Raw genomic sequence first — 25,657 nt, forward strand, 5'->3', positions numbered from 1 at the left:
AGAAAACAATGCAAATTAAGGAATCTGTTTAGCCGGTATGGACGCATATCCGCTCTCCCCATTAATACTGCCTGGCTGCACGAAAATATACACTGCGATTATCCAGAGAACCACGAAGGCAAACAGGAGCAATAGAGCATAATATTGCCTGCTGTTTTTTGCAGTTTCTTCCATACCTTCTCCTTTCCTTATCCCCTTTTGGTAAACGAATGCCGAGATTATCAGCATCAGGAATGATGGAAGGAATAAAACCGCAATTTGCGATAAATACACAACAATCCGCACAAAAGATATTGCTGCCGATGAATATAGCAGGAGTTTATTTTCCCTGAGAATCCCGGCGATCCCGAAAAAGGAAAGGACCACGGGAATCACATAGTCAGGACGGAAATCACTGCATATTGTTCCGCCGCTGGTTGATGATGTGCGGTAAGTATAGCAGCCGTCGGCAATTAATACGATTTCTGAATACAGTGTTATGATCACGGCAACCAGCATGGATGCAACTGCCAGAACCAGGGCAGCCTTCTTAAGCCCCTTATCTACTGTTTCTTTTTTTATTTGCCTCCTGGTTCCGCTCCCATATACAAACACGGAGATCATAAATAGCAATGTAGAGACCAGGAACATTGGCCGTCTCAGGAATATTCCCATAAATACAGCTAATACTACGGATATTGCAGCCGGTGTGCTCAAAAAATCCTGGTTTCTCCTGCTTATTCCTGTCAAACCCAGAACAGGCAGGACTGCCAGAAGTAAAATAAGGAATATGAATTCAATATCAGAAAGTATCCATTTTCCTGATGAAAACTTTACATACAGCCACGATACTTCCGCAATACCTGCTGCAACGGCAGCAAATAAAGATGCTATCATTATTATTCTTGCAATTCCTTTTGATTTTTCATTAACTTCCACTTTTTCGAAATCACCCGGATACACGAAAATGGAGATTAAAAGTGGCAAGGAAGAAATAAAAAATAGCCCGCCGACAGTCATCATGCCAAGGGTCATAAGAGCAAGGGATATGAGTGCAGAGGCAATTAAAATCTCTTTTTTTCTCGAAAATATTCCGATTATTCCAAGAAGTGAAACGAAGGGGTAAAGGACAACTACTGGAGAGTACTGGAAGGTCGTTATATATACTGAAACCAGTAACGATGCTGCGAAAGATATGCAAGCCAAAATTAAAGCATTTTTCCGATTATTGTTCATATTTATCATTTTTTCTTCTTTTGTTAAAGGTCATAAAAGCGGCACCTGCTAAAAGAACGATGGCTCCTATAAATGGGAGTAAACCTGCCCTGAATATTAACGATATTGAAAGTGCCAGAACAAGAATGCTTCCGAGCCATGCCATAAATGCGCTTCGATAACAGCCTATAGCAGCAACCGTTGCTCCAGAGATAAGATACAGATAAAAAGGCTGATAAGTGCCCTGCCATGTCGTTTCCGTAATATGAGTTGCAGGATAATATCGAATTCCGGCTATCATTTCAAAATAGAATAAAAGAGAGGGCGCTGCTACCAGTATATACCCAGGCAAACCGTAAATTTTGGGGTTTCGCAATAGCGGCGCAAGCCGCCATTTCTTATTGATTAAGTAACCAATAAACAGGACAGGTAAGAAAAACATAATAAAATAGGTAGCAAGAACAGATAGCAAAATAATCCATGATGCAAAGGGTATCAAATCTCTGAAACTGCCATCCGTGGCATGAAAACCATCATCGGATATTGCAACAGTTATGTCAGACTCTCTAACTGGTATGTTAAAAATTGTGTAGTGAATGATTTTTATTTCCCATTCGGAATCGTATCTTATAAAACTTTTAACACTAATTCTCTGGATAGGACCTAACTCAATATCAGCGTCATCCACCGCCTTCGCTATTATTTCTTTTTCTTCCCCCACATATCCTGAATAATCATTTGGAATGTATATCGGGGACAGCATCCATAGGAATAATATAATAAAAATAATTGTCGCTAATTTTCTATTTCCGGAATTTTTCAAGTGTATATCCTCCCCTGATTACCGTGACATAGTAAAATCAACACTATTGCTCGTGCCATTCTGATTAACCACAAAGACAGGATATGTTTGAGTACCGGGTTTAAATTTGAGACCTAACCGAGGGCACACTGTGACCGGGGTTGTTTCAGGCAGAGGAAATGCGCATGCGCCTAACATATCTGGTATTACAAATTCAATAGTTCTGCCGTCACTTGATATAATATTGTTTATGTAACCGACTTGATAGCTCGCAGCAGGTGAATCCTCAGGGGCCAGCCTGAAGGCGACATTATTATCCCTGGTTGTAAAACCTGTACCGGTGATAACAACTTTTGTTCCGGTCGTTCCGGCATCGGGTTGGATTGCCATGATAGCCGGAAATGTGGTCGCATTGGATAGCAGTGTTTGATTAACCGGGGGCAATACAGGTGTTATGGGAGTGGGTGATATTGCTGGAATTTCAACGGATTGTGGTAATTTACCTGGAGGATACGGCTCGATAGAGAAAGTACTTCTTGTAGTTACCACAAATTGACCGGCTATAAAAAATATGACCATAACTACTGATGCTATTAAAACAATGCCAATAATCCTGTCCTGATGTGAATCCGTTTTTTTAATAAGGAAATAATAAATCATTGTCCCGATAAACCCTGTAAGAATTATAACCAGAATCCAGATGGGTTTTGCATTATTTCCACCGATTTTGAACTTATTATCCGGTCTCTTCAGGCAATCTATCAACATCCAGACCCAAAAAACAAACAACATTACTGCAGCAATGATTAAAAATACCTCGACTCCAATTATACCAAAGCCGCTCAATTTATCACCATGTAGTCTATTAAATTACAACACAGTTTATATAACAACACAGTTTATATATTTTCTGTAACAATCATCTACAAATCTGATATGAAACAATGGATAGCTTTAATATTGACCTTTTTTCTGGCTTTTAACTATGTTGCCAGAGCTGATACAGGGGGCTATACGGTTGAGCCTTATGCACCCCGGGATGGACTGATAGACTCAAGAGGCGCTGATGCAACCGTCACTTTCTGGGATCTTCCCATGTGGATTCAAATCGCCTGGATATCGGGTTTGATATTCGCTTTTCTGGGTTCATTCAAGATACTTCCCCTGGTTTCAGGTGGCTTTAAGAGAATTTTAAGGTCTAATGCACTTGATAACAAGAATCGGTTGAGTATGTATACTTTTATCAAGAAAAATCCTGGTGTCTATTTCAGAGAGCTTATTTCAGAGTTGAAAATCAATAAAGGCACTGCTGAGTACCATTTGAAAATACTGGAAATGGCAGGGTTGATAACAAGCGTTCAAAATAAAGCATACAAACGATATTTTTTAAATGACTCAACCTTCTCCAGTTCGGAACAGGCAGTGTTATCTGCTTTGAGAGAAAGCACACCAAGGAAGATCTTATTAACCCTTCTAAAAAATCCAGGATTATCATACAGGGAAATTGCCACTGTTATAGGAATCAGCCGGCCTACCGTAGCTTTTCATATGAAAACAATGGCAAAAAATGGACTTGTAAAATCGGAGCATGCAAGCGTTACCCTGAAACACCATATCTCGCCTGAAATCCTGCTGATTGTTCAGAAATACGTATAACTCCGGGAATGAGAAATAATTATCTCATCATCTGCGGGCTCTTTGGCAATGGTTTTACTTTCGATGCAGCTTCCCAGTCCGCTTCATAAATATGCAATGAATTACAGAAATCCACGACCTTGACGAGTTTGAGATTATTTGGCTCCAGTACTTCCCTTCTGATCATTGTAACAAGACCCACCATATTGCTGTTCCAGGCTGCAAAAAGGTCACGGGAGCGCCACATGCAGTGCATTTCGGCATTTCCCTCACCAATCACCCTTACCCAGATTCTTTGCAGGCAGGGCTGGTCTTCCGGAACAAAAAGGTCGCGCTCCGGTATCCATGTGATTGCCTGGCGCCTTCTTGAAACACCCTTTGGCAGAAGTTCTCTTATCGCTTTTAGCTGGTCAACATCCTTACCTCGCGAGGGATAATTTATGAGCCTGTCCATGTAATTATATTCAAAACCCTGTTTTTTCCAGTCATAATCCCTTTCCCACTGCCGCAGATACTCCTTCACATGCAATTCCTTTGTAGGGAATTGCGGGTGCAGCATGGGTTCTGCAAACGGTTCGCGAATTTCTATCACAGAACAGATATCCTTTGACATGGGGCCATACTCCGTTTTTATTTCCATGCCGTTTTTCATGACAAAATTCACAGCCTGCGCCCATGCATCCGCAAGACCGAATGCCTGAATAAGGTTTGTGGGTGGATATTTCATGCTCATCTGTATTTCCTGTATGTGATATTAGGCTTACGATGGGAAGTCTATTGCTTCACTTGATTAAAGGTCGGCTATACACTCAAAGTGAGGTAAAAATGTCAAAAGATCGTTTGTTGTTCATCGAAAATCTCCGGATTCCTCTTATAATTCTTGTGATTCTGGTTCACCTGGCAATAACATATGGAGCTCCTGTGGGTGATTGGTATTATCAGGAATTCAAAGCAGGAATGATTGAAAGTATCTTCTATGTATTTCTTCTTGCTGTAAGCCAGTCCTTTTTCATGGGCTTCTTTTTCCTGATTGCAGGCTATTTTACTCCAGGTTCTTATGATAGAAAGGGAGCCTGGCATTTTTTTAAGGACAGGCTGCTGAGGCTGGGCATACCCCTGCTATTCTATATCATTTTCATCGATCCACTTATAGTATACGTGCTGGCGTTATCTAAAGGCTTTACCGGTTCTTTTTTGGAATTTCTTGATTTATATATCGGTAATTATAAAGGTCTTGCCACCGGACCTTTATGGTTTGTTGAAACATTATTGATATTTGCCATTTTTTATAGCATCTGGCGCTGGCTGACAAAAAGGACAGATAGAGAGAGCAAAATTCCGGGAAATACTACCATAGCAATTTTTGCTTTTATTCTGGGGGTAGTTACATTCATTGTCAGGATATGGTTTCCAATAGGGTGGTATTTTGAGCTTCTTCATTTGCAGATTCCTTTCTTTCCTCAATATATCGCAATGTTCATCATCGGCTTGATTGCCTGCAGAGGAAACTGGTTTTTGCAAATATCTGAAAAGACTGGTAAATTGTGGTCATGGATTGCTATAGCTCTCCTGATGCTCTTTCCTGTTTTACTTTTCTTGTTTATGTATGCCGGAGATCCAGCCCTGCTTGCAGGAGGACTCTATTGGCAGGCTTTTACATACGCATTGTGGGAACAATTCCTCGGTGTAGCTATTATCATAGCATTAACAGTGTTATTTCGCAAGAAATACAACTATCAGGGCAGATTACTAAAATCGATGTCTGCAAGTGTATAACTGTATATATTTTTCATTCTCCTATCATTGTCTTGCTTGCACTCAGCCTCCGGGGTATAATGATAAGTCCCCTTCTTAAGTTTGTATTAGTCGCACCTCTTGCGGTAAGTCTTTGTTTCTTACTGAGCAGCTACATAAGGAAACTTCCGATTGCAAGAAGAATTTTGTAAATAGCTTTAAGTAGAAGCAAAGAAAATGAATAATTGGAGAGTGAATCAGATGAATTTAGATGAAACACTTAAAGTCCTGACTGAAAAAATCGCAAATATGATTTCCACAAAGACCGTCATCGGTGAGCATATAATTGTGGAAGGGCGCACAATAATCCCGGTTACCAGGGTAAGTTTCGGATTCGGGAGCGGTGTTGGCGAAGGAAAAGGAAAATCAGGCGACCAGGGCTCAGGAAGCGGAGGAGGCGCGGGAGCCAGCATCCAGCCGATTGCTTTTCTTGTAGTATCAAAGGAAGACGTACAATTGTTCGCTATTAAAGAGAAAGGTGTTATCGAACGAGTATCTGAAATAATCCCGCAGATAATGGAAAAATATAAACCAATGAAAGAAGAGTGCAATAAGGAAGAGTGCAGCGATTAAGAATTACAGGAAATCATAACTTAACAAGTTTTTGATGATCAATGCAATAATAATTGTTCTTTCTGTTATTGCAGTGGCGATGCTGCTATCCCCGGTGACTATCAGTATTAATTCAGCAAGGGCAGAAGGAAAAATAGATGGGTTTTTGAGCCTGGGCTGGATAGTGTTCCTATTAAGATATACATTAAAAGATAAGACAACAGAAGTCCTTGTTCTGGGGAGACGGGTATCTGGGTTGACACATAAAGAGAAACTTCCAGGGCTTAAAGAAATAGGAAAATCTAAGAAGGTAAAGAAATCAAGGCCGCATTTAGAGGATATTTTTTATCTTTTAAGACCGATATTACGGCTTTTAAAAAATTTATTTTATTCCCTCAGAATAAAATATCTTGATGCCAATATCATATTTGGGTTGGAAGATCCTGCCTATACTGGGATTATAACCGGGTTCCTGCATTCTATACTCTTTTCGTTACGGGCGGCACATACAATCAACTGGAATTCTGATTTCACAAGGCAGGTCTTAGAATGGGATATGAAAGCTGAAGCCGATATTAAACCAATTCAAATATTACAACATCTGACAAAGTTTATAGCTAACTGGCAGGTTTTGAAATCAGGTTTGCGGATTATCAGGAATTGATTTCATAATAAATAATAAATTCCTTTATTTTAACCTTTAGCCTTATATTATTAGAACGCTTATCATCTTGAAATTATCAAAAGGATACTGAAGGGATCTAAATTGGGCAAGAACGTTCTTCTTGATGATGGACGAAATATTGTAAAAAGGGCTGAAAACGCACAGGATAGAGGAGATCTTGAGCTGGCCAGGGAATTATATATCAGGGCAATTGCAAGATTCAAGAATGCAGCTGAAATTACCGATGATTTCAGTGAAATAAGTATTATCAGGAGCCTTATAGGTTATTATCAGAGCCGCCTGGCTTTGCTTCAAAGTAAGCTGGGTACCATTGAAGTCAAAAAACCCCGGGTAGATGAAAGCTCACAAAATGATATAACAGAGTTGTTAAAAGGAACAGGTGTAAATGAGAAGGTCTTTGAAGCGGTAATCAGAATTGCACTTGAAATAAGTACAGAAGGACGGGAAGGCCGTTCCATTGGTACAGCTTTCCTGCTGGGAGATTCGGAAAACGTCATGGCAAAATCCCGGCAGCTTATAATGAACCCTTTCCAGGGATACAAAAGAGAAGATAAATTGATAACAGACCCGGATATACGTGATAATATCAAAGAATTTGCACAATTGGATGGGGCCTTTGTGGTAACGGGAGATGGGGTTGTTGAAGCTGCCGGGCGCTACATTACCCTGGATACAGGAATGGTAAAATTGCAAAAAGGTCTTGGCACGCGCCACTCTTCAGTAGCAGCCATAACCCAGAGGACTGATTCAATCGGAGTGGTTATTTCACAAAGCGGCGGTACAATAAGGATTTTCAGGCAGGGTAAGATCGTTGCAACTGTGAGACCTTAAAAACCGGACTTTATTGCAAATGGCATTGTATAGTCTTGTATGGTCTCGAAACATTCATGTTCTATATTGACCTTTGAGAACCGAAAAAAAGAAGACCTTTAAGGATGCTCACTAATGGTACAAATTCGACCTTTTAAAGCAACAATACTTAATCCCCGGATGCAGGTAGATAAACTTATTTGTCCTGTTTATGATACCATAGACGCCGCAAATTACCAGAAATTCGCACGTGAGGCAAATAACATAATCCATGTTACAACCCGAAGGAAGGATATGGACAGGGATGAATTTATTGAATATGCAGCGAAAGAACTCGACCGTTTTATCAGTTCAAAAGTACTCGTAGAAAGAGAAAAACCTGCTCTTTATATTTACGGGATTATGTATTCTCTCACCCCTGAAATACTGGCTCTTCTTCCTGAAAAAGACAGAAAAAGCCTGTATTTTGTTTTCGGTCTTGTATCGCTTGTTAAAGTTGAAGAACTCGGAAAGGGAAATATCGTGGGGCATGAAAATATTTTTGAAGTAAATTCAAATGAACGCTACAGGTTGATGAAAGAAAGTATGATGAACTTTTCACCTATTGCTGCTGAATACAGCATGCCAGGTCATGATTTGAATAACCTTTTCGAGGAATACCTGGGTTTTAAGCGCCCGGACTTTGTGCCTGATCCGGATAAGCCTCCCGTTGTTGATGTCATCCTGGACGGCAGCCGTCATTTTTTATGGGAGATAACCGATGAAAAATTCATCCGGAAGATCAGGAAATTGACAAAAGATCTGAGGCTTCTCATACTTGACGGGCATCACAGGTATACAGCTTCAAATCTCCTGAAAGAAAGGGATAGTATTGAATATACGATGATGATGCTGATGGAAGGAGAGGATAAGGCTCTTTTACTTTTACCATGGCACCGGGCAATACGCAATTTCAATGAACAGGAACTTGCACAAAAAATAAGGGAGAATTTTTCAACAGACTGGGAAAGCGATACCAACGATGAGGAGTTCTATTCATGGCTCAGGAAACGCAGAAGTGAATTTGATGTTAAGCTCGGCATGTACGATGGAAAGAGATTCAGCATCCTCAGGGCTGATGAGAAAGCTGTTCATGATCTTTCAAGAGAAAAAAAAGAAATTGTTGGCCTGGATCTTATAGTTCTTCATGAATGGCTGATCAATCCTGTCATACAGGGAAAACCCGTAGATGATGTGTCTTTTAACGCAAGTCCTGCGCAAGCCATAAAGAGAGTGGACTCAAAGGAATATAAAGTTGCTTTTCTTTTGAATCCGTTCTCAATCAAAGACGTTGAGAGAAAAGCGTTTATAGAAGGGAAGAATTTTCCACAGAAGTCAACACTTTTCCTTCCCAAGGTGGCGGAAGGGATCGTTATGAGAAAAATAAAAAGCTAATTATTTTTGTTCATTATTTGAAAAATACAGACTAAAGCGGTTTATGGAGGAAGAAAACAATCACTTTATATAGAAATATATGCAACTACTAATTGAGGTATGGAATATGGTTGAGTTGAGTCAAAGTGAAATAAAGAAGACTATGGCAACGTCTTTGGGAACAGCATTTGGAATAGTTATTGGTATGGTCTGGACTCAGGTTGTACTCTCAGCATTCGCTACAGGTGGAATCCCTTTAACTACTACAGGCGGAACCTGGAGCCAATGGGGACTTTTTGTTATCACGGCTGTAGTTGTAACAGTTATATGTGTTATTGCAATAATAATGCTGGGCAGATGGGGAGGGAAGCAATAACATACCCATCTTATCCGATTTAAATCTATAGAATCAGCAGAGCTATTAACATTAAATTTATTTTAGCTTTAATATTATAAAATTTTTTTGATTCGAATAAATTATCTCAAATCCAAATTGCTTTGAGATCCAATCAAACGTTTTCATGCTGAAAAAACAAATGTGTGTTGGATCACTATGATACCACCAATTTTCAAAATCCTCTACATGGCCATGAAGTAATGTCATAACAGCAAGAAATCCTCCCTGTTTTAGAAGTGAATGTATTTTTGTCAACTCATTCCTGATATCCCTGAAATGCTCGAAAACCTCTGTAGAAATGACGAGGTCATATGATCTTACTGGAAAATCAGGATGGAAATAAAGGTCGTAGCCATCACAATCATATGCCTCTTGTTTCAGTAACTCAACCAGGACAGGTTCATCACCACACCCATAATCAAGTACTGAGCTTATGCCCGGGCAATATTGCTGTATAAGTTTTATTTTTTCCCGGAACATGTTCACATAACCTTCATTTGAAAGTATATTATTGTGAAGCGAATATCGCTTTTCTTCATCTGTGGGCGAAAGATGGAATTGTTCAGGTACAAAGATCAGGTCACATTCATTGCAGTGGAAATAAATTCGTTTACCAGGTTTTTTGTAATCATTTTTAAATGTTATGAGATAAAAAGTGGAATTATTACAAAGAGTACATTTTTCCGGTGAGATCATAAAGAATTATCTTTTTTAGAGAATATAATCGTTTCATTACTTGCATATTAAAATAATATGGGCCCGCGGAGATTCGAACTCCGGATCCCCGCCGTGTAAAGGCGATATCATAGCCGACTAGACCACGAGCCCAGCATGATGCTTAGATGTTGGTTGGGGTATATAGTTTTTTAGTTATAGTTCATAAAAAAACTTTAATATGGGATAAAACAATCTAAACTGGGTGAAATTATGTCTCTGGTAAATAATATAATTAAGATGTTAATTGGTATAGTAATTTTGATTATTGGTATTTTATGGTATACAGGAATAGCAGGATACCTCGGCTATCTGGATAAACTTATAGATCTATTGAAAGCCACTATTGGCCTTGTCCTTCTCTTTGTGGGTTTAATCATCGCATGGATGGGTTATGATGATTACAAGATGGATAAAGAAATGGATAAGGAAGAAAAGAAAGAGGAATCAAAGTAATATTAAAATTCCCGGCCATAACCGGGAACGTCATTTTGTTTGGATTGCATTTAATTTTTGTCAGAAATATTTAACTGAGAAGTTTGGTAAACTGAAAAGGATAAATGAATATGGTGGAAGATACAGGAAAAATCATCAGTAACGGCTTTGAAACATACACAAAAAATTTTAATATTTGCATACCTTTTATTCTCAATTTTTTTATTTCTTTCCTGCTGGTGGTACTTTTGGCCGGTTTCGGATTTGCAGGTATTTTCGGATCATCTTTATCAAACATTCAGAATGCCAAAAGTCCTGAGGAATTTGTTTCCATTCTGCTTCCACTCATTGGACAGCATATAGTGGAAATCGCTATAATAGTTATGATAATTGTCCTGATTCTTTTCTTCATCCAGGCATATTTCATTTCAGGAGCTATCGGTATGGCAATACAGGCTACTGAATCGGGAAAATCCAACTTGTCCATAATGAGGGATGCAGGAAAAAAGAATGTTATAAACATGTTCCTTGCAGAAATACTTTTCAGTTTACTTTCACTTGTCGGTATAATTTTCATCGTGCCTGGAGCAATGAATATTGATAGTTCTAAAATGCCAACTTCAGAAAATATCGGAGCTTTTGCTTTACTTGCAGGCGGATTTTTATTATGGGCAGCCTATTTAATTATCCTGAGCATCGTGCTGGCTGTTTTCAGATTTGCACTCGTCGCGGATAATCTGGGGCCACTAGAAAGCCTGACGGCCAGTTTATCTTTTTTTAAAAAGAATACGGTTGAAGTAATTCTATTATTCATATTTATTTTTGTTATAGCCCTGGTTTTTATTATAATTGACCAGATAATTGGACAAATCCCGATAATCTCAACAATATGGCCGTATATCAGCTTTTTAATTTCATTAGCAATTATCTCGCCACTTACAACTATCTGGTGGGTTCGGCTCTATATGTCCAGAACAAACAGGAAGCTCTATTTCGATGATCTTCTCGTTCATCCTAATGACATAATTAAAAGTAATTAGAGATGAAATTAGAGCCTGATTCAAAATTGCAAAATTTATCTTTCTGCTTTGGCAGCCTCACTGAGTATATTTGTCATACATGTATTGCATGTCCTGGCATGTTCTACAATATCGGCAACAGATATTATTCCAATAAGTTTCTCATTTTCCACAACCGGAACTCTCCTGTAACCCATATCTCCAATAATTTTTGAAGCCTCTTCTATTTCCATATCAGGATTGGCTGTAACAGGGCTCTCAGTCATGAATTCACTTACCTTGACTTTAGCCGGGTCTTTCCCCGCTGCTATTACCTTCGTAATGATTTGCCTGTCAACCACTATACCTGTTAAACGACCTTTGTCTGTAACAAGTACTGTTCCTATATTCTCTTCTTTCATCTTATCAGCAGCTTCCTTAGCAGTAGCTGAAGAATCTACTGTGACAGGATTTTTAGTCATTTTTTCACTAACTTTCATAAAATCACTCCTTATTAAGAAAAATGGATTGATTGTGATATATAGATTTCGGGGATCAGGAATTATACAATAGATTTATAAATATGAGCAGCAGTAATATTTACTAAAAACTAAAATGAGGTGTCAAAAATAATGTGTAATTCTTCAGGATTACCCATAGTGATTAATGTTTCTTCCAGCTCCGGATGATATAAAGAAATTGAGGCTTGAACTAAATCTGACCCAGCATGTACTCGCTTCACGTGCGGGTGTAAGCCAGCCTCTTATTGCCCGCATAGAATCGGGAGATGTTGATCCCAGGCTTTCAACGCTTCGTAAAATATTCAATGTTTTTGATGAGGCACGTAAAGAAAAGATCGACGTCAGGAAAATTATGCATCCTTCTGTTATTCATACAAGTTCAGATCGTTCAGTTGAGGAGGCTGCCAGGATCATGGAAGAACATGGGTATTCACAGATGCCTGTTATCGACAATGGCGTTCCTGTCGGGAGTATATCATCTGATCAGATAGTCCGCTCAATGACAGATCATGACCTCAGGAAAGTGTCACATCTTTTCGTCATAGACATCATGGGTGACTCTTTTCCTACGATTTCCCCGACAACAGATGCCAATACGGTTTCAAGGATACTTGAAAAGAATCCCGCGGTCCTGGTGTTAGAAATGGGTAAGGTTATAGGTGTTGTCACCAAACACGACATTATGAAGATGCTAAGGGTGTAAAAACTCAAACTATTTCAGAGCATAGCGCAAAATCAATTTGCGGGACAATAAGCCTATATACTTAGAAACCAATTATAAGTTTCCAGACCTACGAAATCTGGAAAATCGTGTTGATAGGTCCTTGCGGGAGAACGGCAACGCCAAATCGATGACCGTACAGACAACCCCAATGCGGTACACGCGATATTACCTGACACGAGGGTAACGGGGACGGACAACGGCAATAGCCAATGGGTGATATCCCTGAGTTAGTGTCAGGTTACAGCAAAATTATTTTTTCCGATTATACATTTTTTCGTTCAGGTTATGTTCATCAATAATCGATTCAAGCATAAAATACTTCTCGACAAATTTCTTCAGTTCTTCGTCGGAGATAGCTGATATGCGTTTCTCTTCATTATACAATTTCTGGATATCAGCCTGGATAGCCTTTACACGCGTATCATTCTTTTCGATCCTGATCTCAACGTGCATCAATTCATTAAGCGCCTCTTCAACCTTGAAACGAATTACTTCAAGCCCTGAAGAATCACCTATCATCAATTCCCTCTTCCCGCCAACGACCTCTGGAGGATAAGGTTCATACGTAAACGGGTTCTTGATGATCCCCGCAGCATGAATCCCGCTTTCGTGCGCAAAAATATTCTTCCCTACAACCGATTTGTTGCGCGGGACTCGTATTCCTATCTCACTTTCCATGAATCGCGCAAATTCAGTGATGGATTTTAAGTCATATTTCTCAAATCCCTCTACTCTCTCTATCAGGAAAAGAGCTATCTTTTCAAGCTCTGCATTCCCTGCACGCTCTCCTATCCCGAGGAAAGTAAGGCTTGACCAGTTTGCACCGTACCAGTATCCTGCAATGGAACACGCTACCGACATACCAAAATCATCGTGGATGTGGGTTTCGATATTTTTTGTTCCGATCTCCAAAAGCCGCTGTGTAATGTGAGGAATACCGTATGGCTCATCCACCCCTGGAAATGGTATTCCGAAGCCAACAGTATCGCAAAGCCGGATGATGCAATCAGGATCGATCTCAAGAAGTTTCCGGATAAGAGGGAATACGAAACCTTCGTTATCAGCGCGTGTCATGTCCTCTATATGCGCTCTTGTTTTGAGGCCATGGTCAACTGCATACTGTAATGCATCGGTATATTTCTGTTCGGCTTCTTCCCTGCTCTTAAGACCCATTTTGTCAATGACATGTGAATCCGAAACAGACATCAATATACCTGTTTCCTTGATTCCGTCCATGCTCAGGACAAAATCGATGTCCTTGGGATTTGCCCTTGCCCATCCTGTCACTTCAGGGAATTCATATCCCCTGTTAAGCATTTCCCTGGCAGCTTCCCTGTCCCGGTCGTTAAAGACAAAAGTTTCAAGTTTCTCGATCCCGATCTTATGAAGATATTCATATATTTCGGTCTTATGCCGTTTTTTCATCACAATTCCTGGCATTTGCGAGCCGTCCCGGATCGTACTGTCGCTTATAAAGATATCCTGTCCCATGGGCAGCTTGATTTTTGGTAAATCCTCGTATGATCTGTATATTTTCATGGGCTGACTGATTGTTATCAGGATTTATATTACTTGTGGTTTTTCATCTTTCAAATGACAGGGGAATCAAAATTGAACGAAATTAAATCAAATTTAATCAAAAACTTTATAATAAATGCAAACTAAACGAATAACGGTGATAATTTATGGTGAAAATGCCTTCAGATATAAAGGATATTGTCGCAAAGCAAAAACCGTTGCCTATAGCGACAGCAGATAAGAGTGGGAAACCCAACGTAGTATTTGTTACAATGTGGAAGATACTTGATGATGAAACAATATTATTTGTGGATAATTTCTTCAACAAGACACGAAAAAACATTGAAGCAAATCCCAATATGGCGATCGTTGCTTATGATGGCGACGCCAAGAAATCCTACCAGATAAAAGGAACTGTGGATATAGAGAATAAAGGGGAAAGGTTTGCAAGCGCCAGAGAAATGGCAGATTCGAAGAAATTACCAGGCAAGTCCGCACTCATATTCCATGTGAAAGAGATATACGACGCAACATATGGTCCGAATGCAGGGAAAAAACTTGCTTAAACACTAAACAGGTTTTTTCTATTTTCTTCTTACTCCATTGTCAAACATTAAGACCAGAACGGGCATTATTTACCATCCCGATTACCTGAAACATGATACAGGACTACATCCTGAGAGAAAAGAGCGATTGCTTTCAGTAATGGCCCACCTGAAAGAAACAGGTATGCTGGAGAAGCTGGAACTGGTCGAGCCAGGGCGTGCGCGAGTTGAAGAAATCGAGTATATACATCCTAAAGATTATATCGAAAAAGCCAGGAGATATTCCGAACTTGGGATGCCTCTTGACCCTGATACTGTTTTATCCGGGGATTCATATGAAGTAGCACTTCTTGCAGCGGGAGGGGCCATAACAGCTGTTGATTCTGTTATCGATGCACTTGATTCTTCATTCGCTCTTGTAAGACCGCCAGGGCATCACGCAACCCCAAACAGGGGAATGGGATTTTGCATATTCAACAATGTCGCCATTGCGGCTCGCCATGCCCGGAAAAGGGGTAAAAAGCGTGTGCTGATCGTGGACTGGGATGTGCATCACGGGAACGGGACACAGGATGCGTTTTACGATGATCCGTCGGTATTGTATTTTTCAACCCACCAGTATCCGCATTATCCTGGTACCGGATGGCTCGATGAAACAGGTACTGGCGATGGGGAGGGATATAACATTAATGTGCCTCTACCTGCAGGAACAGATGATTCAGGTTTCATCGCTGCATTTGAGGAGATACTTGTCCCGGCAGCTCGTGAATTCCATCCTGACATCGTGTTGATTTCAGCGGGTTTTGATGCATGCAATAAGGATGGGCTTGCCCAGATGCGAATGAGCGTGGAAGGTTTTTCTGTTCTGGCATCTGTTGTAAGATCGATTGCCAGGGAGAACTGCGGTGGAAAAGTAGCTGCGGTACTTGAAGGAGGTTACAATCTTGATCTTCTTGCGCATTGTGTTGCGGCAGTTCTGGATGTATTCATGGGAAAAGAAACGCAAAGAAAACAGTATGAGGTAACTCCCCAGGTAAGGGCCCGATTAGATGAAGTAAAGAAAATTCAGCGAAAATTCCGGGATCTTTAGAAATCAATGGATCAAGTCATCGATACATTAATACGTAAAACTCTTAAAACCAGCTTTTTATTATCTTGGCACCAGCCATTTTCCATCGATTTTTAAGTATTTCTCCTTGTGATCTAGCTCCACGGCACCCCTGGGTTTATAAACGAAACTTTCAATTTTCATTAATATATTAATCATTTGTATTTACCATTTTGAACTGATTGCCCGGAAATTAGCTCTAATATGCCTAGTAGAAAATCTAGCTCATGTTTCTATGTCATCGAAACATCTGACTCAATATCAGAGCTTTACAGAGCCGTTTGCAAGGTTTTAACGCCTTAGCAACACTATTAAATTACACTACTAGAAAATTGTGGCTTGAAGTCCTATTATCATTTGAAAATGCTGGTCTAATAGAATGATCATGCCAATTATATCCTTAAAATTCTCTATGTTAACGCCTTTGTAAACCTTTGCACTTGAATGAACGGGACTTATCTTAAAAAATAGAATTCACCAGTTTAAGGTGAATTTCATGAAGGGTAGGCCTATCGCCCCATAGCTGACTAAAAATAATATTTCCTGTTTTCTGCTCATCTTGTCCGGGAATAAATTGTAAACACAAACTCCGATGCCGAAAATCATCGCAAGTCTGATTAGTACAATGTTATCGACGTACAAGAATGTCATCAGAATACCTATGGTTTTAGCGACGATAAGCCCAGAAAATCCAAACTTCTTCAGTATCCATCTAACGATTGGGTTTCCCTCTTTACTCCCTCGTTTTAGGAAATAATATGTTGTCAGTACATCGCCCAGGCCAAATATGAGGCCAAAAAGGATAAGTTGATTGATTAGGGTAGCCATTTTAGTTTCCTCCTGTTATCATAACCACCCCAATCCCCACGAACTCAGGAACATCAAAGCAAACCCAACAAAGATTCCACTATCACTGGTTCCTTCACGGATACTCCAAATAAATATAGCAAACCCAATAATGAACATCCACTGGAGGATCTCTCGTCCAGTTTTATCCTTTCCCATATTTAGGAGATTAATGTTACTCCCAGCTGGAAGAGGAGGAAGCGATGTCTTGTTCACTGTAGGAGTGGGTGCTCCACCTCCACCTCCAGAACTTCCACCGGTGGACTGTGCGATCACAAAAAATGTTTGATTCCAGGTAGTGCTATTGGTATCTCCACTGTCATCCACGGCGTTAAATTCAGTGATCTGATATGCTCCCTGGTTCGCCGATCCAAATGCGAAGAACCAAAAGTCATCAGACCCATTGGTCATTGCATAAGTGAAGGGTATTGCCATATAAGAGATTATCACATTTGCTGAAGTTATATTGCCATCACTATCGTTGATTTTGACTGAAATTGTTGTTGCTCCAGTATTAGCAACAATTGAGGTAGAAGAGATCGATTTATTGCTGAATGTGAAGTTATAGTCGTTCACTGTAAAGTTCAGCCAGGTGATATTACTGCTCATAGTTTCTAGAGTAGATACCGTTTGTGCTGAAAAGTTATAATTACCTTTTGAAAGTCCGAAGAATGTTTTTGTTTCCACTCCCGCAGACACATTGGAGTCCCAGGAACTATTAGACCCAGTGTAATTTGTCAAATATATATGATCGAAACTCAGTGAGGTTGCATCCGTCCAGGTACATGTCGCCCAAGTTGCCCCATGAGAAGTACAGTCTGGGTCTGTTATGATATCGGGGATAAGATCAATGGTAAAATAAGATAAATTTGTGTATTCTGAATAATTATATCCGTCATACGATCTTACTGTCCAATTATACGTCCCTTCTGGTAGTATGACGTTGGTATTATTATATGAAATATTTGTCAGATAGAGACTTCCGTTTATTTCCAGATCATATGTTAATACATCGCTTTCATTATCAGTAGAAGACCATGCTAAATTAATAGTAGATGTAGTGTTATACAGACTATTATTTATCGGGGTCAAAAGAGTTGGTATTGTTGGAAGAGTATTGATATAGACTACCACTTCTGACGCTGCAGCTACCCAATTGCATCCTGCACTCCAGGATATTCCTAATACTTTTACCGAGAGTGGGAAGTAATCGCTTGTTAGAGCGCTCCCCAGAATTACCGGTGTCGGAACGTTAGCACTCTGCAGATCATAGGAGGATGATGTATGGTTATATAGCCAAAAATAAGACTGACTTCCGCCATCCTGATAGTATTGAAATACCGTGACATTTAGAATATTATTCTGATCGATAGTATTTGAATAATTCACATATTGGTAATTAAATACATTGCAGGGGGCTGAGATTACAGTATTAAGATTTGAATCATTTAGACGTGTATCTGTAGTATTAATTCCTGAAACCATGTGAGGGTCAGACCATGCAGAAGAAATTTCCACAGTAGCTAATAATACTAGAAAAATCAATATTATTTTATTCATTTTTTCCCTCCGCAAGGTAATATTTCTTTTCAAACTCTCTCGGCGTGAAACCATAACTATTAGCTATAACACTCATATAATAATTCGCTCGGAGTACCAGAGTATTGTTTGTAAGCTGCGATTGAAATATTTTGTATCTATGGACATCAGAGGAACCAAAATTGAATATTGCCCCTCCGCTGCTTACTTTCCCCGTGATACTTGATGTAGGAGTTGGTGTTGGTGTAGGAGTTGGTGTGGGTGTAGGAGTAATTTCAGGGGCATATTCTGTACATACTAGCGAATATTCCGGAACAGTCCAACAAAACCAACCGCTGCATTCAGTATGAGACCCTGTTTGTATCCATTTCCAAGACAAGCATTCTGCCGCACCAGCAGTAGCGGGACTAGATAATGCAATTAGTATGATTATGGCAAAACCATACATAACCGATTGAATATTTTTTTTCATTTATTTCCCTTCTTCTGATATTTTAACATTAGATCGCGGATTCCTTCTCGAATCGCTTCGGCTTTATCCGTAAAGATGTCCTCCTCAACTAGGGAATTTAATTCTCCCATTAACGTTTCTGATATATTCATGCAAAATCTTGGCATAAGGTAACATGTGCCATTCCGCTATATATATTCATCTTTTATATATAAAATCTGTAATCCTCTAACTATTTTTATTCTTTACATTGTCGAGCCCTGGAATTCAATTAATGCTAGATTCCAAGATGCATAGGTAGCTTCTGAACTACCAAACCCGAACGACTCTTTGGTCAACGATAAAAAATTAATGCAGGACTAAAATACAATAAAAAAGTCTCAAAACCTTTACGGTTCTGGGGGCAGATCTAAATTCATCGAGCTTGATCGCGGTTTGAATTCGTGAGGTTCATCTATCGGTTCCTCTTTCTTCCGAGATAATGTCTTTCGGCCCGTATCAATAAGGTAGCCCGTAAGACCCTGATCCATTAGGTTTAAGGCCTTTTTATCCTTCTCCTTCACTTGAAATCGTCGCTCTGATCCCAAATCTGCGACTCTTTGTTCCGTTTTCTCTTCACCGACTTTACCTAAATAAATGGCCTCAGTCTTACCATCTACTGTTCGGTAGTCGTAGACATACTTATTATTCCCTATTTCTCTGATTATCAAGGTCATAATCTCACCAAGGTCTCCATGATAAAACACCTTCAATAGCGCTTCCGACCCCCTGTATAATCAGGTAGGTCTGGATTATAATATACAGAATCACTATCCCGACCCAGAACATCCCGTTCTTATACCATCCTTTTGTGAAGGCCATGAATCCGAAAATGACCAAAATAGCACCCCAGAGAACTGGGGTCAAGTCAATCACTTCTTCGCAATTTTGGGTGCATGGAGCAGTTGGAGGGGTCTGAGTGACCGTTGGGAGTCCTGATTTATCGAGATCCTTACAGGAATATTTTCCCGATAGATAGTCCAGAGTTTTTCCATTACAATCCAGGATCACTTGCCAGCTCATTCCGTCCGTCCGACACTGACTTACAATGAGACCGTCAGCTCTTTGTTCTCCAGGAGTACAAGCCTTTGGAACTGTCATCGATATAGTGAAGTCTCTTGTGGCCATATTGGATGGCTTATTAACATCTGCTACGGTCATTGTAGCAGTTTTGGAAATTGCTGATGATGCTGATCCATGTCCTATCTGTACAGATATCATTCCAGAACCACCGGCTTCTACTGTGGTCCTTGCGGTCTGTGTGTTAGATGTCGGATAGAAAGTTCCAGTTGGGTCGGTAAATGTTGCGGAGAATGTCCCTGTGGCACTACCAATATTTCGGAAGGTAACTACTGCTACCCCGTTTGAATCTCCGCTGGCGAACGGGTTCACCACGATATTGGTTATTTCGGGTTTTCCTACCGGTATTAACACACCGAGTTTAGCCGCTTTTACCAGCCATGTGATTTGGGGTATTCCTATTCTGTGATCGGCTAAGGTTATCACTACATTCCCAGAACTAGCAGTGCCTGAGGTCTTCTCAGATACAACGGTGGCCGCATCATATCCAATCTGATCATTGCGAGACACCAGAGTGTCCACGACCGCATTATGTCGATTGATAATAGTTTGAATGTTAGAACAAGTACTTTCATAGCATGCACCTCCTGCAGGTGATTTCTGGACAGATCCCAAAGCTGCTTTTTCAGTAGCTAGAGACTGAGTATATGAATCATAATAATTAAATGTAGATATACTCCAGAAGTTATTATTTGGTTGAAACGTTGCGATATAATTAGCAGGGCTTGGATATCCTTGACCGGTCACCAAACTTCCAGTCCATTTTGCATTTGCCACCCATCCATTATAATCACTGAAATCAACCGAGCCTCCCAAATTGCTTCCTATGGTTTTGGTGATGGCCTGTCCATTGATCGAAACCGTAGCCTGTCCGCTCCAATCTATGGTTGGATTATCGATTCTACCATAAGATCCAACAGACACCAGATTCACAGCATAGGCATCATTCGCACCTAAAGGAGAGGGTAAATATAGGAAACACCAGGTTGTTCCGGAAGGGCAAGCTGCGGGAGTAGAACTTAACCATCCTGTTCTGCCGTAATGCGTGATAGAAAACTTATACAGAGATCCTTGATTTTGTATTGGATATCTCAAGGTTTCGCTGATATGTCCTACTTCCAGATGGAGAGGATACTGAACGGTCAAACCAGACATATAACTCTTGAAGGTCTGACTTGTGAGGGTAGTACCAACTACACTTTGACCTCCACCATCTGCAACTGTGTTAACGATAAAGTTGGCTGAAGCTAAATCATTATCATTGGAAATGGTTGTACTCGGGCTTATGCTAGTTACAGTCATTCCCGTGGATCCACCACTGATACTTAGAGGACGAAGATTGTTTTGGACTTGGGCTTTTATCTTATTTGCCCAATTCTGAATATCATCTAGGGGGGAAGCTGTAGCAACCCCAGCTAGACTTATGATAATTAAGGATATGATTAAGATGATTGGGATTTTTCGGTTCATATTTTTCCCTTCCCGGAGATTTTTTGATATTTCTGTCGAACTTCCTCGACCCGCTTTTTCCCAAGGTTTTTGACTTTTTCATCCGTTTGAGGATTTCCAACCCTCCCTAAGTAAGTGGCTTTGGTTTTTCCCGCCACTTTGGTATAATCATAAACATAACGGCTGTTACCGATTTCCCGTATTACCAGTGTCATATATAATCACCTATATACTACTGGCTTTTTCCCGTATATATAGGCCGTCCCGTCGGTGGCTAGTGAATTTAATATACGGGAATCCTTCCACATTCGGGAAAAATTTTCACTTTGCCGACTATTCAAGCAAAGCCGTATCCCCAGTTCTTAAAAACTGAGTGAACCTTTCCTTATGCATTCGTTGCCGACGATAATATAGAATTACCGTCAGGATTATGCCGAATGCTACTGAAATCCAAAGGTATACCTGAGCGTCATTCATCAAGAAGTGCTCCTTCGGATAAGTCGGGTATTCACAATTTCTAGTTCGTCGATCCTTTCTTTTAGTTCGCTGATCTCGAAAGTATGCTTTTCCTTCATAATTTGCATCTCATTCATCTGATCCTCTATGACCTGTTTCAGATGCAGTATCTCTTGATGCTGAGCCCTAATTGTCCTCTTATCGAGCTCCACCATAGAGTTATGCTGGTTTCGAGAAAGGTCATGCCCACATATCCAACACATTTTAACCAACTCTTGGCTTTACCGGGTCTCTTTTCATCTGTTCTAGGATACTCTTACCCTGATCCTGTGTTTTCCAGACAATGTGGAGCTCTTCACCATTTCGGAATAGCGTTAGAAGCTTTCCCAATACGCGCTTGCCTTTCACCGTACATTTATATTGGATTAGTTTGCCCTTTCGTCTACGCGCTCTCAAATATGGTCTATCATATTTCCTATTTAGGCCAGACAATCGGCTTTGGATTTGATCTTTTGGATAATCAGGAATCTCAGATGAAACTTCCAACGATGTTTTCCACGTATCCTTACACAGGAATAGAATTTGGAGTTTAAGCTTGTTAAAGCCTGTAAATCGTCTATGTGTATACATAGTAATCATTTCTATTGGGCTGTAGGTTTGATGATCTGTAGGCTTGAAGTATGGAGTTCTGTAGCTTGAAAAAAAGTCGATCAACTGGCAACCACGTAACTATCTCTCTATCGAATTCCCAGAACGCTTTCGGTAAGCTACCTACAGAAAAAAATAGTAAGCATTTTTCCGTTAATTCGGTAAGCAAACTTTGGATTGGATAACCGGACATTTTAAATGACATGGACTTGACCCTCTTCAGATACTTTAAGAACTTTCTTATCCCATAATGACTTAATATATCTAGAAAGATTACTTGGATCCATTTCTAGAGTTCTGGCTATCTCACTCTTATGAAGGTCAGGATGGTCTTTAACAAAAGCCAAAACCTTATTCTCATTAGGAGATAGTTTCACTTCACAGACATCCACTACGGCAGTAGAAGGACTAACAACTTCTTCGATATCTGCAGAGTCGGTATCAGCACTTACAGATTCTGACCCATCACTATCTGTTGGCGAATCTACAGATAGGGGTATAGTACTTACAACAATGGGAAGATTTTGAGGTTTCTCATTTAACAAATCGCTGGGTGACAAGGTATGGGTTACCTCTTTGCTTACAGTTTTGTGAGGACTCAGCTTTTTGTTCTTGAGGGTCTTGATTAAATCCAGTGGATATGAGGTTCCATCTGTGAAAATGCATTGACCTTTTTCCACTCTGACCGGAATTTCTATCAGATGATTTCGCTTAACTTTGATTAGTCCGATGGTAGTTTCTCCATCAATGCATCCGACATATGCGACTTCATTTTCATCCTCACCCATGAAAATCCATTCATAAGTGGTGACTGCTGCTGATAAAGCTGCTTTCTTCTCATTCAAATCCTTCCTTACTCTCTCCATATTTTCGAAATTAATAAGACACGAACCACATCGAGGTTGAACGGCTTTAGTAGCAATAAGTGAAGGGGGTACATGCATTTCGGATAGATGAGTGGACAGAATATCAGATACTCTTATGGTTTCCTCTCCGGTAGATTCTATCGTTTCCATATGATCACAGTAAGGACATTGAATTTCAAGATGGTGATTTATGTATTCCTTGGGTCTCTGTGTGCATTTTTGTCTTAGCAAGGAGTTTTCTTCATTTAATTTCTGATTATCCTTATGAAGATCCTCAAGTTCCCAATCTTTCTGATCGATTATTTTGGAGAACTGTAACTTTTCATTTTTCAGAGAGGTTTTTAGCTCATCTATAATTGAATTTGCTTTAGCGGTATGCGAATTCGCTTCTATGGCCTCCTTCCGACGGTTTTGGTATTCCTCTTCTGTGCGTGAATTTTGGCATAAAAAACACATAAGTTTAATCCTCCTCGGGAAGCAATATCACCATGACTTTTTTTCCAAGCCATTCTCTAGGGACGTATACATGCGCGTTTGACGAAGCATGCGGTCCCACTCTCTTTTCCACATAATTTTTTTCAGTTAATTGAAATTTTTTTTCCATATTTATCACCTTGTCGAGGAAAGAGGACAAACCACGAATAGGTAGATACGTATGATTTTGTCCTCAAAAACGTACACGTTCATACTCGTATTTAAAGACCATTACAAATGAGGTCGATGCTTTGTGGTTTTAGAAGAGAAATGCTTGGTAAAGGTAGGAATTCCACGGCCTAAGGTACCATTCGGCGACTTTCAAAGTCTAACCGGTAATTCCCTTTCAAAAATATTCAGGAGCATCTCTTTGACATTCAAAGAGTTATATGAGGGGTGTAATTTGTTGGATTAGGGTAACCGCATCAAAGTCGCAGTTTTCAGGCCATCACTTGAGAAAGATTGTATCGATATTATTCTTACAAATAACACTCTCAACAGTTCAGAAAGGCAATATAATCATCATTATCATCATCAGATAATTATTTATAAGCTGACTCACATTTATGCTATTTATGTCCTCTAGCAATAAAGAAAATCCGGGTATAATCCCTATGCTAAAAAAGCTTCTCAGTCCAGTCAATGCCCAACTCAAGAAAGACCTCAAGGGATATAAAATTTCAGAGCTTTACGGTTTTTTTGTGGGCTTAATTTTCATCATGAGCTTCGCAATAGGCGCACTCGTTACTTATAGCACAAATTCCATCCCTAACATAGTCACCTTCGGCGTAAATATACTAATATACGGACTTCTGGCCGGAATAGTACTCTTCTTCTTATTCGTTTATGTTTTCATACATCTATATACGGCCTGTTTCAAGACATCCGACACCTTGAAAGTAACGTTAGTTTGGCAGATAATAGCATTGACTATATCTATAATCTTAACTTTCGTTACTTATTCGACTAGCTATATTTATGGTGGTTTGTTGATTTTCTTCATTTTGCTCTTCATATATCCCTCCTTGGGTTTTCTGATCGGTCATCCAACAGAATCAACCAGTATAAAACAGACACTGCATAAAATATATTTAGTCATAACAATCCTCATAAACATAACACAGTTGATCTTACAATCCGCCCGTCTGTAGGGTAAATATGAAAGTTTACCCACCTCAAAAGCACTGACTCAAATGGAGTTCATCGCAGATATGAATCTAAAGTGTTTTTACAGAATCGATCAAAAAGTCCAATTTTTTCATTAATTTAAAATCATTGATTATCTCAATGGTTTTCATTAGGCTACAAAAGGTACGCAACCATATTGTTAAGGTAAAACTATGCCATTAGATCTAAAAACTCAATAGCAACCTTTTACAAAGCCTAAAATGGCCTTAAAATGGATAATTACTATCGGCAATAAAGGTCATAAGCAGAATTCTGACTGGGAATCAGATAGGGAGGATGGAAAAAGAAGTTAAAGATCATGTTTTTAGTAGAAATCTGGTTAAAAGGTGCTATTACGGACGGATTGGGACTTCAAAAAGAAGTTCTGCCAAATTACTCCCTTTATATAGTGAGGATATTTAACAGGCATTTTTCGAGTATTTCTCCAACTAGTTTCATACAAAGTGTAGGAAATTTAACATTTTAACCAATTTAACAGGAAAACTTATAAGAATATATTTTAAAAAATGTTTCTTTCACACAAAAATTGGAAAAATGGATGTATTGAGATATTTTTTAATTTTAACTTTTTTGCTATATGCTTATATTATATATGTTAAAATACTACTACTACTATACAAGGGCGTTAGAATTCATCATGTTAAAATTCCATTAAAATTCTGTTAAAATTCGTTAAATACGCCTTCAAGTTGAATTAAGCTCTTTTTCAAAAAATGCACTGACTGTATAAATTGCATCTAAAGGTGATTGGAAATCGCTATTGTCCAAAACTTCCA

The 25,657-nt window shown here is 39.5% G+C and carries 27 protein-coding genes and 1 tRNA gene; 12 read left to right on the forward strand and 16 right to left on the reverse strand.

Annotated features, from left to right (window positions below; all coding sequences use genetic code 11):
• Positions 1 to 15: 15 nt before the first annotated feature.
• Genes FIB07_13770 through FIB07_13780 form a run of 3 tightly spaced genes read right to left on the reverse strand, consistent with a single transcriptional unit; the run spans position 16 to position 2,842 of the window.
• Complete coding sequence (locus FIB07_13770; GenBank protein ID NJD53923.1) at positions 16 to 1,215, reverse strand: hypothetical protein; 1,200 nt, start codon at positions 1,213 to 1,215, stop codon at positions 16 to 18.
• A complete protein-coding gene (locus tag FIB07_13775) occupies positions 1,205 to 2,017 on the reverse strand; it encodes a hypothetical protein (protein ID NJD53924.1) in 813 nt (270 codons plus the stop codon). The genes FIB07_13770 and FIB07_13775 overlap by 11 nt, the downstream gene beginning before the upstream one ends.
• An 18-nt stretch (positions 2,018 to 2,035) precedes the next feature.
• The gene (locus FIB07_13780; protein ID NJD53925.1) at positions 2,036 to 2,842 is read right to left on the reverse strand and encodes a PLDc_N domain-containing protein; all 807 of its coding nucleotides are present in this window, start codon (positions 2,840 to 2,842) and stop codon (positions 2,036 to 2,038) included.
• Positions 2,843 to 2,932: 90 nt separating this feature from the next.
• On the opposite strand from FIB07_13780, the gene FIB07_13785 reads away from it, so the two are divergent.
• On the forward strand, positions 2,933 to 3,652 hold the full coding sequence (locus FIB07_13785) for a winged helix-turn-helix transcriptional regulator (GenBank protein ID NJD53926.1): 720 nt from the start codon (positions 2,933 to 2,935) through the stop codon (positions 3,650 to 3,652).
• Between the two features lie 19 nt (positions 3,653 to 3,671).
• On the opposite strand, the gene FIB07_13790 is transcribed toward FIB07_13785, so the two are convergent.
• On the reverse strand, positions 3,672 to 4,364 hold the full coding sequence (locus tag FIB07_13790; protein ID NJD53927.1) for a hypothetical protein: 693 nt from the start codon (positions 4,362 to 4,364) through the stop codon (positions 3,672 to 3,674).
• Between the two features lie 32 nt (positions 4,365 to 4,396).
• Between FIB07_13790 and FIB07_13795 the strand changes: the two genes are divergently transcribed.
• From FIB07_13795 to FIB07_13820, 6 genes are all read left to right on the forward strand, one after another.
• Positions 4,397 to 5,407, forward strand: a complete 1,011-nt coding sequence (locus FIB07_13795; protein NJD53928.1) for a hypothetical protein — start codon at positions 4,397 to 4,399, stop codon at positions 5,405 to 5,407.
• A 195-nt stretch (positions 5,408 to 5,602) separates the two neighbouring features.
• Positions 5,603 to 5,998: a sporulation protein gene (locus FIB07_13800; GenBank protein NJD53929.1), complete on the forward strand. Its 396-nt coding sequence runs from the start codon at positions 5,603 to 5,605 to the stop codon at positions 5,996 to 5,998.
• 34 nt (positions 5,999 to 6,032) lie between these two features.
• Complete coding sequence (locus tag FIB07_13805) at positions 6,033 to 6,641, forward strand: DUF2953 domain-containing protein (GenBank protein ID NJD53930.1); 609 nt, start codon at positions 6,033 to 6,035, stop codon at positions 6,639 to 6,641.
• A 72-nt stretch (positions 6,642 to 6,713) separates the two neighbouring features.
• Positions 6,714 to 7,493 carry a hypothetical protein gene (locus FIB07_13810; GenBank protein ID NJD53931.1) on the forward strand — a complete coding sequence of 260 codons (780 nt, stop codon included), beginning with the start codon at positions 6,714 to 6,716 and terminating at the stop codon, positions 7,491 to 7,493.
• A gap of 114 nt (positions 7,494 to 7,607) precedes the next feature.
• The gene (locus FIB07_13815) at positions 7,608 to 8,906 is read left to right on the forward strand and encodes a DUF1015 domain-containing protein (protein ID NJD53932.1); all 1,299 of its coding nucleotides are present in this window, start codon (positions 7,608 to 7,610) and stop codon (positions 8,904 to 8,906) included.
• 142 nt (positions 8,907 to 9,048) lie between these two features.
• The gene (locus FIB07_13820; GenBank protein ID NJD53933.1) at positions 9,049 to 9,261 is read left to right on the forward strand and encodes a hypothetical protein; all 213 of its coding nucleotides are present in this window, start codon (positions 9,049 to 9,051) and stop codon (positions 9,259 to 9,261) included.
• A 57-nt stretch (positions 9,262 to 9,318) separates the two neighbouring features.
• On the opposite strand, the gene FIB07_13825 is transcribed toward FIB07_13820, so the two are convergent.
• Entirely contained in the window at positions 9,319 to 9,978 is a 660-nt protein-coding gene (locus tag FIB07_13825; GenBank protein NJD53934.1) for a class I SAM-dependent methyltransferase, read from the reverse strand.
• Positions 9,979 to 10,036: 58 nt separating this feature from the next.
• Positions 10,037 to 10,110: transfer RNA gene (locus FIB07_13830), tRNA-Val, on the reverse strand.
• Between the two features lie 99 nt (positions 10,111 to 10,209).
• Between FIB07_13830 and FIB07_13835 the strand changes: the two genes are divergently transcribed.
• Entirely contained in the window at positions 10,210 to 10,452 is a 243-nt protein-coding gene (locus tag FIB07_13835; GenBank protein NJD53935.1) for a hypothetical protein, read from the forward strand.
• Positions 10,453 to 10,562: 110 nt separating this feature from the next.
• A complete protein-coding gene (locus FIB07_13840; protein ID NJD53936.1) occupies positions 10,563 to 11,471 on the forward strand; it encodes a hypothetical protein in 909 nt (302 codons plus the stop codon).
• A 35-nt stretch (positions 11,472 to 11,506) separates the two neighbouring features.
• Here the strand turns inward: FIB07_13840 and FIB07_13845 are convergent, their stop codons facing one another.
• A complete protein-coding gene (locus FIB07_13845) occupies positions 11,507 to 11,929 on the reverse strand; it encodes a CBS domain-containing protein (protein ID NJD53937.1) in 423 nt (140 codons plus the stop codon).
• A 166-nt stretch (positions 11,930 to 12,095) separates the two neighbouring features.
• Here FIB07_13845 and FIB07_13850 point away from each other — a divergent pair, with 166 nt between their 5' ends.
• The gene (locus FIB07_13850; protein ID NJD53938.1) at positions 12,096 to 12,653 is read left to right on the forward strand and encodes a CBS domain-containing protein; all 558 of its coding nucleotides are present in this window, start codon (positions 12,096 to 12,098) and stop codon (positions 12,651 to 12,653) included.
• A 270-nt stretch (positions 12,654 to 12,923) separates the two neighbouring features.
• Here FIB07_13850 and FIB07_13855 read toward each other — a convergent pair whose 3' ends face one another.
• Positions 12,924 to 14,213 (reverse strand): isopropylmalate synthase, encoded by a 1,290-nt coding sequence (locus FIB07_13855; protein ID NJD53939.1) that lies wholly within the window; start codon positions 14,211 to 14,213, stop codon positions 12,924 to 12,926.
• A gap of 146 nt (positions 14,214 to 14,359) precedes the next feature.
• Here FIB07_13855 and FIB07_13860 point away from each other — a divergent pair, with 146 nt between their 5' ends.
• Positions 14,360 to 14,758: a pyridoxamine 5'-phosphate oxidase gene (locus FIB07_13860; protein ID NJD53940.1), complete on the forward strand. Its 399-nt coding sequence runs from the start codon at positions 14,360 to 14,362 to the stop codon at positions 14,756 to 14,758.
• Positions 14,759 to 14,897: 139 nt separating this feature from the next.
• Positions 14,898 to 15,827 (forward strand): histone deacetylase, encoded by a 930-nt coding sequence (locus FIB07_13865; GenBank protein ID NJD53941.1) that lies wholly within the window; start codon positions 14,898 to 14,900, stop codon positions 15,825 to 15,827.
• A gap of 492 nt (positions 15,828 to 16,319) precedes the next feature.
• Here FIB07_13865 and FIB07_13870 read toward each other — a convergent pair whose 3' ends face one another.
• The 8 genes from FIB07_13870 to FIB07_13905 all read right to left on the reverse strand — a co-directional run bounded on the left by FIB07_13870 (position 16,320) and on the right by FIB07_13905 (position 23,823).
• A complete protein-coding gene (locus tag FIB07_13870) occupies positions 16,320 to 16,673 on the reverse strand; it encodes a hypothetical protein (protein NJD53942.1) in 354 nt (117 codons plus the stop codon).
• 18 nt (positions 16,674 to 16,691) lie between these two features.
• Entirely contained in the window at positions 16,692 to 18,251 is a 1,560-nt protein-coding gene (locus FIB07_13875; GenBank protein NJD53943.1) for a hypothetical protein, read from the reverse strand.
• Positions 18,244 to 18,702 carry a hypothetical protein gene (locus FIB07_13880; protein ID NJD53944.1) on the reverse strand — a complete coding sequence of 153 codons (459 nt, stop codon included), beginning with the start codon at positions 18,700 to 18,702 and terminating at the stop codon, positions 18,244 to 18,246. Before FIB07_13880 ends, FIB07_13875 begins: the two co-directional genes overlap by 8 nt.
• A gap of 368 nt (positions 18,703 to 19,070) precedes the next feature.
• Entirely contained in the window at positions 19,071 to 19,397 is a 327-nt protein-coding gene (locus tag FIB07_13885) for a hypothetical protein (protein NJD53945.1), read from the reverse strand.
• 4 nt (positions 19,398 to 19,401) lie between these two features.
• Positions 19,402 to 20,724, reverse strand: a complete 1,323-nt coding sequence (locus tag FIB07_13890; GenBank protein NJD53946.1) for a hypothetical protein — start codon at positions 20,722 to 20,724, stop codon at positions 19,402 to 19,404.
• Positions 20,725 to 21,266: 542 nt separating this feature from the next.
• Positions 21,267 to 21,464: a hypothetical protein gene (locus FIB07_13895; protein NJD53947.1), complete on the reverse strand. Its 198-nt coding sequence runs from the start codon at positions 21,462 to 21,464 to the stop codon at positions 21,267 to 21,269.
• 1,083 nt (positions 21,465 to 22,547) lie between these two features.
• Complete coding sequence (locus tag FIB07_13900) at positions 22,548 to 23,675, reverse strand: winged helix-turn-helix transcriptional regulator (GenBank protein ID NJD53948.1); 1,128 nt, start codon at positions 23,673 to 23,675, stop codon at positions 22,548 to 22,550.
• Positions 23,676 to 23,679: 4 nt separating this feature from the next.
• Positions 23,680 to 23,823 carry a DUF2080 family transposase-associated protein gene (locus FIB07_13905; GenBank protein NJD53949.1) on the reverse strand — a complete coding sequence of 48 codons (144 nt, stop codon included), beginning with the start codon at positions 23,821 to 23,823 and terminating at the stop codon, positions 23,680 to 23,682.
• Positions 23,824 to 25,657: the final 1,834 nt, after the last annotated feature.

The sequence above is a fragment of the Candidatus Methanoperedens sp. genome, from assembly GCA_012026795.1.
Classification (GTDB): Archaea; Halobacteriota; Methanosarcinia; order Methanosarcinales; family Methanoperedenaceae; genus Methanoperedens.

Excerpts from the sequence above, each read along its gene's own strand:
- FIB07_13770 (NJD53923.1), bottom strand. The coding sequence starts at position 1,215 with ATGAACAATAATCGGAAAAATGCTTTAATTTTGGCTTGCATATCTTTC.
- FIB07_13785 (NJD53926.1), top strand. The coding sequence starts at position 2,933 with ATGAAACAATGGATAGCTTTAATATTGACCTTTTTTCTGGCTTTTAAC.
- FIB07_13790 (NJD53927.1), bottom strand. The coding sequence starts at position 4,364 with ATGAGCATGAAATATCCACCCACAAACCTTATTCAGGCATTCGGTCTT.
- FIB07_13795 (NJD53928.1), top strand. The coding sequence starts at position 4,397 with ATGGGAAGTCTATTGCTTCACTTGATTAAAGGTCGGCTATACACTCAA.
- FIB07_13800 (NJD53929.1), top strand. The coding sequence starts at position 5,603 with ATGAATAATTGGAGAGTGAATCAGATGAATTTAGATGAAACACTTAAA.
- FIB07_13805 (NJD53930.1), top strand. The coding sequence starts at position 6,033 with ATGATCAATGCAATAATAATTGTTCTTTCTGTTATTGCAGTGGCGATG.
- FIB07_13815 (NJD53932.1), top strand. The coding sequence starts at position 7,608 with ATGGTACAAATTCGACCTTTTAAAGCAACAATACTTAATCCCCGGATG.
- FIB07_13820 (NJD53933.1), top strand. The coding sequence starts at position 9,049 with ATGGCAACGTCTTTGGGAACAGCATTTGGAATAGTTATTGGTATGGTC.
- FIB07_13825 (NJD53934.1), bottom strand. The coding sequence starts at position 9,978 with ATGATCTCACCGGAAAAATGTACTCTTTGTAATAATTCCACTTTTTAT.
- FIB07_13835 (NJD53935.1), top strand. The coding sequence starts at position 10,210 with ATGTCTCTGGTAAATAATATAATTAAGATGTTAATTGGTATAGTAATT.
- FIB07_13840 (NJD53936.1), top strand. The coding sequence starts at position 10,563 with ATGGTGGAAGATACAGGAAAAATCATCAGTAACGGCTTTGAAACATAC.
- FIB07_13845 (NJD53937.1), bottom strand. The coding sequence starts at position 11,929 with ATGAAAGTTAGTGAAAAAATGACTAAAAATCCTGTCACAGTAGATTCT.
- FIB07_13850 (NJD53938.1), top strand. The coding sequence starts at position 12,096 with ATGTTTCTTCCAGCTCCGGATGATATAAAGAAATTGAGGCTTGAACTA.
- FIB07_13855 (NJD53939.1), bottom strand. The coding sequence starts at position 14,213 with ATGAAAATATACAGATCATACGAGGATTTACCAAAAATCAAGCTGCCC.
- FIB07_13860 (NJD53940.1), top strand. The coding sequence starts at position 14,360 with ATGGTGAAAATGCCTTCAGATATAAAGGATATTGTCGCAAAGCAAAAA.
- FIB07_13865 (NJD53941.1), top strand. The coding sequence starts at position 14,898 with ATGGCCCACCTGAAAGAAACAGGTATGCTGGAGAAGCTGGAACTGGTC.
- FIB07_13870 (NJD53942.1), bottom strand. The coding sequence starts at position 16,673 with ATGGCTACCCTAATCAATCAACTTATCCTTTTTGGCCTCATATTTGGC.
- FIB07_13875 (NJD53943.1), bottom strand. The coding sequence starts at position 18,251 with ATGAATAAAATAATATTGATTTTTCTAGTATTATTAGCTACTGTGGAA.
- FIB07_13880 (NJD53944.1), bottom strand. The coding sequence starts at position 18,702 with ATGAAAAAAAATATTCAATCGGTTATGTATGGTTTTGCCATAATCATA.
- FIB07_13885 (NJD53945.1), bottom strand. The coding sequence starts at position 19,397 with ATGACCTTGATAATCAGAGAAATAGGGAATAATAAGTATGTCTACGAC.
- FIB07_13895 (NJD53947.1), bottom strand. The coding sequence starts at position 21,464 with ATGACACTGGTAATACGGGAAATCGGTAACAGCCGTTATGTTTATGAT.
- FIB07_13900 (NJD53948.1), bottom strand. The coding sequence starts at position 23,675 with ATGTGTTTTTTATGCCAAAATTCACGCACAGAAGAGGAATACCAAAAC.
- FIB07_13905 (NJD53949.1), bottom strand. The coding sequence starts at position 23,823 with ATGGAAAAAAAATTTCAATTAACTGAAAAAAATTATGTGGAAAAGAGA.